At 22.6% G+C, this 12,188-nt stretch carries 12 protein-coding genes; all 12 read right to left on the reverse strand.

The genetic code is table 11. The annotated features are described in order from the left end of the window. Position 1 precedes the first annotated feature (1 nt). The 12 genes from N3A58_04980 to N3A58_05035 all read right to left on the reverse strand — a co-directional run bounded on the left by N3A58_04980 (position 2) and on the right by N3A58_05035 (position 12,165). On the reverse strand, positions 2 to 1,708 hold the full coding sequence (locus tag N3A58_04980) for an ATP-binding protein (protein ID MCX8058746.1): 1,707 nt from the start codon (positions 1,706 to 1,708) through the stop codon (positions 2 to 4). Continuing rightward, entirely contained in the window at positions 1,695 to 2,246 is a 552-nt protein-coding gene (locus N3A58_04985) for a hypothetical protein (protein MCX8058747.1), read from the reverse strand. The genes N3A58_04980 and N3A58_04985 overlap by 14 nt, the downstream gene beginning before the upstream one ends. Before the next feature lie 34 nt (positions 2,247 to 2,280). Beyond that, a complete protein-coding gene (locus tag N3A58_04990; GenBank protein MCX8058748.1) occupies positions 2,281 to 3,171 on the reverse strand; it encodes a hypothetical protein in 891 nt (296 codons plus the stop codon). A 3-nt stretch (positions 3,172 to 3,174) separates the two neighbouring features. Next, complete coding sequence (locus N3A58_04995; GenBank protein MCX8058749.1) at positions 3,175 to 3,438, reverse strand: HPr family phosphocarrier protein; 264 nt, start codon at positions 3,436 to 3,438, stop codon at positions 3,175 to 3,177. 142 nt (positions 3,439 to 3,580) lie between these two features. Beyond that, complete coding sequence (hprK, locus tag N3A58_05000; GenBank protein MCX8058750.1) at positions 3,581 to 4,540, reverse strand: HPr(Ser) kinase/phosphatase; 960 nt, start codon at positions 4,538 to 4,540, stop codon at positions 3,581 to 3,583. Positions 4,541 to 4,578: 38 nt separating this feature from the next. Further along, positions 4,579 to 5,334 carry a ribosome-associated translation inhibitor RaiA gene (gene raiA / locus N3A58_05005; protein MCX8058751.1) on the reverse strand — a complete coding sequence of 252 codons (756 nt, stop codon included), beginning with the start codon at positions 5,332 to 5,334 and terminating at the stop codon, positions 4,579 to 4,581. 26 nt (positions 5,335 to 5,360) lie between these two features. Next, positions 5,361 to 6,728: a helix-turn-helix domain-containing protein gene (locus tag N3A58_05010; GenBank protein ID MCX8058752.1), complete on the reverse strand. Its 1,368-nt coding sequence runs from the start codon at positions 6,726 to 6,728 to the stop codon at positions 5,361 to 5,363. A gap of 19 nt (positions 6,729 to 6,747) precedes the next feature. Next, entirely contained in the window at positions 6,748 to 7,470 is a 723-nt protein-coding gene (gene lptB / locus N3A58_05015) for an LPS export ABC transporter ATP-binding protein (GenBank protein ID MCX8058753.1), read from the reverse strand. Between the two features lie 117 nt (positions 7,471 to 7,587). Next, on the reverse strand, positions 7,588 to 8,619 hold the full coding sequence (locus N3A58_05020) for a hypothetical protein (GenBank protein ID MCX8058754.1): 1,032 nt from the start codon (positions 8,617 to 8,619) through the stop codon (positions 7,588 to 7,590). Further along, a complete protein-coding gene (locus N3A58_05025; GenBank protein ID MCX8058755.1) occupies positions 8,616 to 9,623 on the reverse strand; it encodes a KpsF/GutQ family sugar-phosphate isomerase in 1,008 nt (335 codons plus the stop codon). Before N3A58_05025 ends, N3A58_05020 begins: the two co-directional genes overlap by 4 nt. Positions 9,624 to 9,671: 48 nt before the next feature. Beyond that, positions 9,672 to 10,508, reverse strand: a complete 837-nt coding sequence (gene kdsA / locus N3A58_05030) for a 3-deoxy-8-phosphooctulonate synthase (protein ID MCX8058756.1) — start codon at positions 10,506 to 10,508, stop codon at positions 9,672 to 9,674. A 31-nt stretch (positions 10,509 to 10,539) separates the two neighbouring features. Next, complete coding sequence (locus N3A58_05035; protein MCX8058757.1) at positions 10,540 to 12,165, reverse strand: CTP synthase; 1,626 nt, start codon at positions 12,163 to 12,165, stop codon at positions 10,540 to 10,542. Between the last annotated feature and the right edge of the window lie 23 nt (positions 12,166 to 12,188).

A 12,188-nucleotide genomic window follows, 5' to 3' on the forward strand; every position in this document is an offset into this window, starting at 1 on the left:
ATTAACTCATTACTCCAAGATCTATTTTAAAATGAACACCAATTTTTCTATCATAAACAATTTCAATATTATAGCCATATTTACTTAATATAGATTTAATTATAGATAGACCAAGACCCGTTCCATTATCTTTTGTAGTATAAAAAGGTTCAAAAACTATATTTGAAATCTCTTTTGGAATTCCAGGTCCATTATCATAGTAATTAATAACTAATTTATTATTTTCTTCATTAATTTCTATCTCAATTTCTAAGCTTTTTCTTTTAGCTTCTATTGAATTTATTATTAAATTAGAAAAAATTGAATTTAAACTTTGTCTATTTATAAATATTTTAATTTCATTTTTATCATTAATTTTATTTTTTAATAATATTTTAACATCTTCTGATTCCCATTTGTTTATTAAATCCTGAAAAAACTGAATCAATTCAATTTCTTCATTTTCTCCAGTTTCTAAATTTTCTATAAAATATAACTTTTCAGAAATCTGTTTAATTTGATTTAAATGGTTTAAAGCAACTTTTATCTTTTCTTCAAGATAAGATTTAAATTCATCATTATATGGATATTTTTTTAATATTAGTTGTAAAGAAAGAGTTATTGGTGTTAGAGGATTTTTTATTTCATGTGCTATTTTATGTGTTATTTTTTTAAATGATTCATATTGACTTTTATAAATTGAAAGAGTTTTTTGTCTTAAAAGTTCTTTTTGCATTGAATTAAAGCTTTCTATTAAATAATAGATTTCATCTTTTGATTTTTTAGTTTCAATAAGTTTAAACTCTTCATATGTAAGATTTTCAAAACCTTTCAATAAAAGATTTAGTGGTTTGTTAAATTTATTAACATAATTTATAGCAATAAATATTTGAATAAATATTAAAGGCATAAATATTGAAATATATATTAATATGTGAGCTAAAGGAGAATAAAGAAAATTATTATACTCTTTCTTGAAATTTGTATTTAAATTGAAAAAAAGACTATTTAACTTATATAAATCTTGATTAACAGGATGGAATACAATTACTATATCTTTATAAAGTGAGAGAATCAAAAAATTGTTTTCAAGCTCTATTAAATAAAAATTAAATTCAAGATCATTTTTCAATTTCAAATAGTTTTCAAATATATAATTTTTTGTATTCTCATCTAATAAATTTAAAATTATTACATCTTTATTTTTAATAAAAATTAAGTTTTTAAAATTAATTCTTGAATTATTAATAATATATTTTTTCAAAAGCAATAAATTTTTAGAACCAATTTCATTTTTATATATAAACTCAAAGATATTTTTTATTTCTTCTTTATCTTTATTGATGAATTCATTCAAATTATAATTTATTTTTTCTATATTTGAATTAATATTATAAAAATTATTTCTCTTTTCTTTATTAAAATTATAAAAAAAGTTAAAAGATGTAAAAATTATAAAAGTTATAACAAGATTTATTAAAATATAATTTAAAATTCTAAATTTAATCAAATTACCAAAAATTCTTTTTTTATATAAAATAAAACCCTTTATGTAAAAAGTTACTAGATATGAAAAAATTACACTTTCTATAACTAAAAATGAATAGGTAATATAACTTTTCAAATATATAAATCTTGAAAATCTTTTAATTAAATAAAAAAGAAAAACAAAAGTAATTAAACTTACAAATAAAAATAAAATTTGAAAAATAATGTTATTTTTGTTCATATGAAATAATGTTACTGATTAAATTATCAACCTTTATACTATAAATATTTACAAAAATTAAAATAATAGAAAATGGTGGTAGAAGTTTTATTGTATCAAAAGAAAAATAAAACTTCACATAATAACTTCCATGTTCTTTTAAGAGAAAAATATTATCTATTTTTAACCTAAAGATATATTCTTCAACCTTTTCAAAAGATTCAAAATAAATCATACTATTTTTATTATAAAGTTTAAGTTTATTATTCTCATAAGCTAAATTAAAATTTAATGAATATTTAGTAATATATACATCTCCTAATGAAAAACCTTCTGATTTTTTAAATAGTGCAAAATCATATAAAACATTTGCTTCATATCCATTAATTATTAAATTCCTAATTTCATTGTTAATTTTTTTATTTAAATAAACTTCACAATTTAGCTTATCTTTATTTAAAAGAATTTTAATAAAATCATTATCCCCAAATATATCAATAAAAAAAATCGTAGAAATTAAGAAGAATAAAAATTGTAAAAAAATTAATTTTTTTTTCATCAAAATTTTAATATAAACAATTATTTTAATACCCTTAAAATCTAAGGGAAAAACCCAAACCAAAAAAATTGTTATATAAAATTGGGAATAAAGAAAAACTATAAAAATTATTTACATAGGTTTCATTTTTAGAATTTATTTCTTTAGCTTTGTTATAAGCAAATATAGAAGAAAAAACCCTTTTACCAATATCAATGGTTAAATAAGAAATTATTACAATCTTAGTTTGTAAACTTAAATCATTAAAATTAATGTTTTCGATATTATTTAAAAGATCCAATGGTTTTTCAGCATTTGGAAATTGTGAAACAAGAATTCCAAAAAGATAAACTTTTTGCAAAAAATCAATCATTACAAAAATTGAACCTAAAAAATAATCTTTAACAAAAAATTGTCCGCTTCCTGGATAAAGCCAAGACATAAGTCCAGCAAAAAAAGGAGAAACAGAGATTTCTTTACCATAATCAATATTATTTTTCAAATTATAATTATACGCTGTAAAAGCTGAATCTATAATATTAAAAATCCTAAATCCAATCCATAAAATCCCTAAAAGACCAACATCTTGTACTCTATTAAAATCAAAACCCTTCAAATCAGTAAAACCAAAAAGATTAAAGCCTATAATTTGGTTCACAGATACCTTAAAAGAAGCTATCTTAGAAATAATGTAACCTAGAAGAAAAGTATCAATAGAGTAATAAACAAATCCTTTTATAAAAGATTCTGAATAAATAAGACCAAGACCAGGCATATACCAAGAAAGTAAAGCAGCAACTAATGGATCTTTTCTTTCTACATTTATATTATCATAATTATTTTGACTATAACATTCTATTCCTCTCAAATTTTGAGCATTTATACTATAACAAAAAAAAGATAAAATGATAAATATAAAAATAAAATAAAACAACTTTTTCTTCATTTTTCAATCCTGAAAGTTATTTTCAACAAATTTATATAAACTTTCAACTGCTTCCTCTTCATCTTCTCCTTCAGCTTTTATAGTAATTTTAGTTCCATAAGTTAATCCCAGCATCATAATACTCATTATTGATTTCGCATCAACTTCTATATTATCTTTAATAATTTTTATTTTAGATGAAAAACTGTTGGCTTTTTCAACAAACATGGCAGCAGGTCTAGCATGAACGCCATCTTCAATTTTTATAATTAAATCTTTTTCAACCATAAAAACCTCAAATAATTTTTATAAAAATAAATTTAAAAAATACAGTTTAAAATTAACAACTTAATAAATTATATAAATTATTATAATAATATCAACAAATTTTAAGTAAAAATTATTTTACTAAAATAATTTTAAAAATAATTTAATTTAAACTATCAAAAGAATTTTCAACCTGTTTTTCCTTTTTTAGAAAATCTTTCAATTTTTTATTCATTTCCTTAGCTGAATCAATGCCCAACTTTTTTAGCCTAAAATTCATTGCTGCTGTTTCTATTATAGTTGGAATATTTCTACCAGGTCTAATTGGCAATATAATATAAGGTATTGTAATACCAAGAATTTGAGTTGTATTTTCAACAAGACCAGTTCTATCATAAGCCTTGCTTTTCTGCCACTCCTCAAGATGAACTTGTAATTCAACTCTTTTTTTATCTCTAACTACACCTATTCCATAAAGTCTTGAAATATCTATAATGCCCACTCCTCTTATTTCCATATAATGTGGGGCAATTTTTGATCCATAACCAAAAAGAAAATTACCAGACATTCTTTTTATTGTAACAAGATCATCAACTATTAATCTGTGGCCTCTATGAATTAATTCTAAAGTTGTTTCTGATTTCCCTATTCCAGAATTTCCTGTAATCAAGATACCAACACCAAAAACCTCAATAAAATCACCATGAATGACGGCTAATGGTGCAAATTTATCCTCTAAATAGATCATTAAAAATTTTTTAATTTCAATTTCATTTATATTTGTTTTTATAACGCAAATATTGTTAGTTTTACAAATATCTATAAAAATTTTAGATGGTTGATTATCATCAGTAAAAATAATTAAAGAAATATTTTTGTTATTTAAAAAATTAATATTTGAATCTTTCTTCTTTTGCAAATATAAAAACTCTATTTTACCAAATAAAATAATAGAGTTTGGAATAAACCCTTCTGAAAAATTTTCCATTAAAGGAATAGGTGACAAAATATTTTCATTATCAATATAATTGTTAAGCCCTACAGAATCAGTCAAAACCGTTATATCATTGCCTTTTAGCCTAGTATAAAAGTCAACTAAAATATCTTTAATATAAAGCTTCATTTTTATAAAATAATAAAATTAAAAATATTTTATATTAATTAAATAAGGCAAATATTATACTTTTCACTGTTTTTAGTTAAAAATACCAACTTACCTGAGTCTTTATCAATAAATAATGAATAAATATTTTTATCTATTTTATCAATCTCTTCTAAAATATTACTCTCTTTAATCTCTTCTTCTTTTTCTTCTAACTTTATAATATTTTTTTCTTTTTTATAAACTTTTTTAACTAGTTTATTAGCTATATTTCTTTTTTCATAAACTAGATAATGATTTTCTTTTTTTATAGCTAAATTTACCAATAAATCATCAGTTTCAAGGTTTTCATAATTATAAAATACAATAAAATTTTTTTCTTTTTCTTTATCAAGTAGAAAAAGTGCATCATCAATAGCTAGTGGTTTCTTATATAGGGCATTTAAGTCAACTATTTCAAATTTTTCAAAATCATTTACAAAATTTTTCTGTTTTAATTCTAAAACTTTTGAAGACTCTGCTTCTTTATGATTTGTAATTTTATCTTTATATTTATTAACATTCTTTTCTATTCTATCTATAACATCATCTATTGCTTTATACATATCAGAATCTTCACCTGTAAAACAAACTGTTTTCCCTTTTCTAAAATCTATAACAACTTCAACTTGGTTTATGTATTTGTCAATAGAAAAATAAACATCAATAAAATTAATAAGATCTTCATATTTTGTAATTCTATCAATTCTTTTTTCAAAATAAGTTTTTAATTCTTCAGTAATTGTTAAATTTTTTGCATTATAATTAATAGTCATAGTCCCTCCTTAAATTATCAGTTTTTTTATTTTTTTATCTTTCTTAAGTTAGCAGGTAAAATGCCTAACTCACTTCTATATTTTGACACTGTCCTTCTTGCTATATTTAACCCTTTTTCTTTTAACTTTTGAGATATCTCAATATCTGATAATGGTCTCTCCCCTTCATTCTCTATAATATTTTTAATATTTTCAATAATATCTTTTTTTGAATATTCTATGGAATTCTTATTCTTTTTATTCTTAACAGTTTGAAAGAAAAATTTTAATGGAAATATTCCAAAATCAGTTTGTATATATTTGTTAGATACAATCCTACTTAATGTAGAGTAGGATACTCCTATTTTATCAGCAAATTCCTTCTGAGAAATCATTTTAATATATTTAATACCTTTTTTTAAAAATTCTTGTTGATACAATACAAAGTATTCTATAAAATTCTTTATTATTTCTTCCCGCAAATTAATAGAGTTTTTTATATTCTCATATTCTTTATACTTGTCCTTTAACTCTTCATTAAATACAAAAGATTTTAATTTATCATAATTATGATTTTTTAATTTAAAATAGGAATTAATTTTAATATTGAAATCACTACCATCATAATTAACAACTATATCAGGCACAATATAATTGGAGTTTATTCCTTTAAACTCACTTAATACATCAAGATCTACAATATTTTTTAAATTTTCTATAATGTTGTTAATAAAATCTTTTGTGTATCCCTTTTTTTCAAGAACTGACAATCTTAAATTAATAAAATCATCCCAATTTTCATTGATAAAATCATAGTAAATATCTGATAGAGAATCTCCTTTTAAGTGTATTTGCACAAGAAATAATTCTTTCAAATTTAATGAACCTATTCCTTTATTTTCAATAGTCTGTAAAACCATTCTTAAATTTTCAAATTTAAATTTATCTATTTCAAGGTCATTAATTATTTCTTTTTCTTTTTTAATAAATATCCCATAACTATTTAAATAAAATAAAAAAGAAATTATTATATTTTTATCATCATTATCAATTTCAAAATAATTAAGATAATCTTCTATCTTATCAATAATCGTTTCCTCATTTTTCAATAAATCTTCAATAATATCTGTAGTCGAAATCTCTTTCCTTTTATTACTATATTTAGCTTTAATAAACTCAAATTCCTCAAAATTTATCTCATCTAAATTTTCCTTTTCTCTATTTTTTTTTAAATCTTCATATAATAAATTTTTATTTTCAAGTACTTCAATAAAAGGATTTTCTTCCTCCTTCTCTTTTAAAAATTGATACAATTCAATATTATTTAAATTCAGAATATTCATAGAGAGAACAAGAGAAGGAGATAAAATAAGTTTATTTTCTAAATTTTGATTTAAATTTATCTTTTTTTCCATTTTCTAATTATTAAAAAAATTATATATAAAAATCCTCACCCAGATAAAATTTTCTTGCATCTTCATTATTTATTAAAAAAGTTGAATCACCTTCTATAAGAATTTTGCCTCTATATATAATATAACCTCTATCTACAATTTTTAAAGTTTCTCTAACATTATGATCTGTTATTAAAATACCAATATTTTTATCTCTAATTCTTTTAATTATTTCCTGTATATCTTTAACAGATATTGGGTCAACTCCTGCAAAAGGTTCATCAAGAAGTATAAAAGAAGGCTCATTTATTAAAGATCTAGCTATTTCAACTCTTCTCTTTTCACCACCAGATAAATTTTCTCCTAATTGTTTCGCAAGATATTTAATATTAAACTCTTCAAGTAGTTTGTCTTTAATGTACATCATTTCTTTTTTTGAAAGTTTTTTCAACTCCAAAATAGATAAAAGATTATCCTCTACAGTCATTTTTCTAAATATTGAAGTAGTCTGCGGTAAATATCCGATACCAAGTCTTGCTCTTTTATACATTGGATATCTAGATACATTTATTCCATTGATATAAATTTGTCCACTGTCTGGTTTTAAAAAACCAACTATCATATAAAATGTCGTAGATTTCCCAGCTCCATTAGGTCCCAGGAGCCCGACAATTTCACCTTTATTAATTTCAATAGAAATATCATCAACCGCTTGTTTATTCCCAAATTTTTTATAAAGATTTTTTGCTTCTATTTTGTTCATATAAATGAAATTATTTTATAATAATATATTCTTATAAAAAATATTATAAAAATTAAATAATTCAAATTTCATAATCAAAAATTTATCAAAAAAATTATTTAATTTTATCTTTGACTTTTAATCACTTTTAAATTTAAGAACTTCAAGACTTATAGGATTAAATTCAATAAAAATATATTTCTTTTTTTCATAATAATTTTTTTTACTATTGAAAATAAAATCAACATTACCATTTCTTACCACAATTTTATAGGTAGAGTTTTTACAAAATAAATCAAATATTTCTGAATCAATTTTAATATAATATTTCTCATTAAAAAAATCAAATTTAGTATTCTCTGAACGAATATTCATTTTATTGTTATCAATATAAAAGCTCATTTTTTGACCTGAAATAAAATTATTATCAAAAACAATTTTGGAATTATATTCTGAATTTATATAAAAACTATTATTGAATTCTATAAAAGCTTTATTTGAAATAAATACAATTTTCTTATAAAAATTTAAAAAAGAAAATTTATTTTTCGCTTCCTTAAACCTTTCATTAAAATAAAGAGTAATAATTGAATCATCATTAATAAATATTTTTTTTGATAAAAAATTAAAAAATAATTCCTTTCCTTTTATTTCAAAATCTTCAATAAACCTAGCTATAAAATCAGTGAAATATATATTTTTATTTTTAAAATCATATATAATTTTATCTAATTCAGCAAAAAAATTATTTTCATAATCTAAAATTAAAACCTTTTTTATACCATAAAGTATTGTTGATGTTTTATAATTTTCAATTAATAATTTATCTCCTTTAATAAAAATAGATTCTTTTTCTTGATAATAATCTTTATAAAATAAAATATAACCTTCCTCAACAATCAAATCATCTTTAATAATTTTAATTTTTCCTTCAAGTATAATTTTTTTAAAATATTTATTTGAAAATGAAAAAATGTTAGTTTCTTTAAATTTTTCTTTTTTTTCATAAAACCTTATTTTTTCTTCTATATTTATTTTCTTTTTGTAGTTATAACTTGAAAAATAATAATTATAAGAAAAAATACAACCAAAAATAAAAATAAAAAATATTATAAAAATAAAAAAAAACTTCTTTAAGTAAATAAAATCAAATTTTATAAATTTAATCATATAACTTTTCCTTTCAAAATATCGTGAAAATGAATAACTCCTATTATATTATTGTTTTCATCTTCAACAAGTAAAAATGAATACTTATTTTCCATTTTCTGTAAAGCTTCAAAAGCAAAACTATCATGTTTTATCCTCTTTGGTTCCCTTATCATTATTTCATAGCACCTTTTATTAACTAAATCTGGATACTTCAATAATAACCTTTTCAAATCACCATCAGCCAATATTCCAGTTATATTGTTATTTTTATCTTTAAATAAACAAACACCTCTACTACCTAATGAACTAAAATTAACCATTTGATCAAGAGCTTTTATTACAATTTCATTTTCATCAACAACAGCAAGATCAGATATGTCTGTCATTAAATCTTTTACTTTTTTTAATTTTTTCCCCAATGAACCTGCAGGATGAAATATTGCAAACTTTTCTGGAGTAAAGTTCTTTGCTTTCATTAAAGCTACAGCAATAGCATCTCCTAATACCAGAGTTAAAGTAGTTGAAGTTGTTGGAGCAAGATTCATTGGACATACTTCACATTCAGAAGGAATTAATAAAGTAATATCAGCTATTTTTGATAATGATGATTCTTTATTTTCAGTAACTGCAATTATAGGCACACCTATTCTTTTAGGATATGGAAGAATTGCTAATAATTCTTCCGTCTCTCCAGATTTACTTATTGCAATAATTAGGTCTTCTTCCATTACTACACCTATATCTCCATGAACCCCTTCAGCAGGATTTAAATAAAAAGCTGGAGTTCCAGTAGAAGAAAGAGTTGCTGCAATTTTACCACCAATATGACCAGATTTACCAACTCCTGTTATTATTAATTTTCCAGAACAATTTATAATTAATTCTAGCGCTTTTAAAAAGTTTTCATCAATATAATTAACAAGTTTTGCAACTGCTTCTCCTTCTTTTTTAACTGCTTCCTTAGCAATATTAAGAATCTCTTCTCTATTATAATTCAAATCTATTAATTTATCTTTATACATAAAATGCCTCTTATTATTTTCAAAAATAAAAATTTATCAAAGTAAGCATTAAAATATCTCTTTTCTAACAAACTCCCCTAATTTTATTAATTTAGGAATTAACTTCTCAAGGTCATCTAATAAAATTAAATTAGAAGAATCTGATTTTGATTCTTTTCTAGAAAAGTGTGTCTCGAAAAATAATAAATCCACATAAGAAGCAACTCCAGCATAGGATAGATTATCAATATATTCAGGTTCCCCCCCTGAACTTTTCGCCATTCCTGGTAATTGACAGGAATGTGTAACATCTAAACAAAGTGGAGCAAACTTTTTATATATAGGGAAATATTTAAAATCATTTACCAATCTATTATATCCAAAAAAAGTGCCTCTATCTGTTATGAAAAAATTATTATTTTGAGCCTCTAAAACTTTATTAACAACGTGTTCCATTTCAAAAGGTGATAAAAATTGAGCTTTTTTTAAATTTAATACCTTACCAGTGATTGCAGCACTATAAACCAAATCAGTTTGTCTTATAAGAAAAGCCGGAATTTGAATCACATCAACAACTTCAGATACTATTTTTGCTTGATAAGACTCATGTATATCTGTTAAAACTGGAATATTAAACTCTTCCTTAACCTTTTTTAATATATTAATACCTTTCTCTAATCCAACACCACGAAAGGAATTATAAGAAGTTCTATTTGCTTTATCAAAAGAAGCTTTAAAAATAAAATTAAAATGGTATTTATCAGATAATTCTTTTAATTTTTCAGCAATTTTTAATGGTACTATTTCATTTTCAATAACGCATGGACCTAATATAAATGCTAAAGGATTATCACCTCCTATTCTGAAATAACTACCAATATTAATTTCTCTAGATTTAATTATCATAAATTAACCTTTTTGTTTAATTAATTATTTTTTAATTATTGTATTTGTTTTTTTTATATTTCAAACCTTCTTCAATAAGATTTTTAAATAAAGGATGTGGATCAAAAGGTTTAGATTTAAATTCCGGGTGAAATTGAACTCCTATACCAAAAGGATGATCAGGCCATTCTACAACCTCAACAAGATCCAATTCCTCATTAACTCCAGATATTATTAACCCATTTTCTTGCAATAATTTTCTATACTCATTATTAAATTCATATCTATGTCTATGTCTTTCATATATAATTTCTGAATTATATACTTCATATACTTTACTATTTTTAGCTAATCTACATGAATAAGCTCCTAATCTCATTGTACCACCAAGATTCTTAACATTTTTTTGTTCTTCCATTAAGCATATCACTTTATTTTTTCCATTTGTTTCAAACTCTTCAGAATTAGCATCTTTAATATTAGCAACATTTCTTGAATATTCTATTGTCATGCATTGCATTCCAAGACATATCCCTAAAAAAGGAATCCTATTTTCTCTTGCTAATTTAATTATCTTTATTTTTCCTTCTATCCCTCTAGATCCAAAACCTCCTGGAACTATAATTGCATCTGCCTCTCTTTTAATATGATCCAAAATTTCAATATTTGTTTCAACATCTTCAGTATCTATTTTATGGATTTTAATCTTTGTTTTATTTTTTAAACCAGCATGTTTAATAGCCTCGTAAATAGATTTATAAGCATCATTTAAATTAACATATTTACCACAAAGAAAAAGATTTATTGATTCCTTTGAGTCTTTTATAGACTTAGAAATTTCTTCCCATTTTGATAAATTTATACTTTTTGGTTCAATATTAAATTTTTCAAGTATTTTAACATCAATTCCTTGATTGTAATATATAAGAGGTAGTTCATAAATATTATCAACATCAGGTGCTTCAAAAACATCATTAAAATCAACAGAACAAAAAAGAGATATTTTCTTTTTCATTTCTTTTGTAAGTTTACCAGAAATTCTTGTTAATATAATATCTGGAACTATTCCTATTTGTCTTAATATACCTACAGAATGTTGTGTAGGTTTTGTCTTATATTCACCAGCAACTTCTATTTTAGGTATTAATGTTAAGTGGATAAATAATACATCTTTTTTTCGAGAAAGAAAAAATTCTCTAGCTGCTTCAAGAAATGGTACTGATTCTATATCCCCTACAGTACCACCAATTTCAACTATATGAAAATCAGGCTTTTCCTTTTCATTTAATTCTTCAATCATTAACTGGATCTCATCGGTAACATGTGGAATAACTTGTACTGTCTTTCCAAGATATTCACCTTTTCTTTCTTTTTCAATTACAGATTTATAAACTTTCCCTGCTGTAATTGAATTTAAACTGGATAAAACCATATTTGTAAACCTAGAATAATTTCCAAGATCAAGGTCTGTCTCAGCACCATCATCGGTTACATAGACTTCTCCATGCTGAAAAGGTGACATGGTCCCAGCATCAACGTTTAAATATGGATCTATTTTCTGTAAAACTATTCTATAACCTCTACATTCAAGCAATGAAGCAATAACCGATGAAGCTATGCCCTTTCCTAAAGAAGAACATACTCCACCTGTAATAAAAATAAATTTTCGCATAAGTATATACCTGCTTTTTTATATGTTTT

It is taken from the genome of Spirochaetota bacterium (genome assembly GCA_026415295.1).
Taxonomy (GTDB): domain Bacteria; phylum Spirochaetota; class JAAYUW01; order JAAYUW01; family JAOAHJ01; genus JAOAHJ01.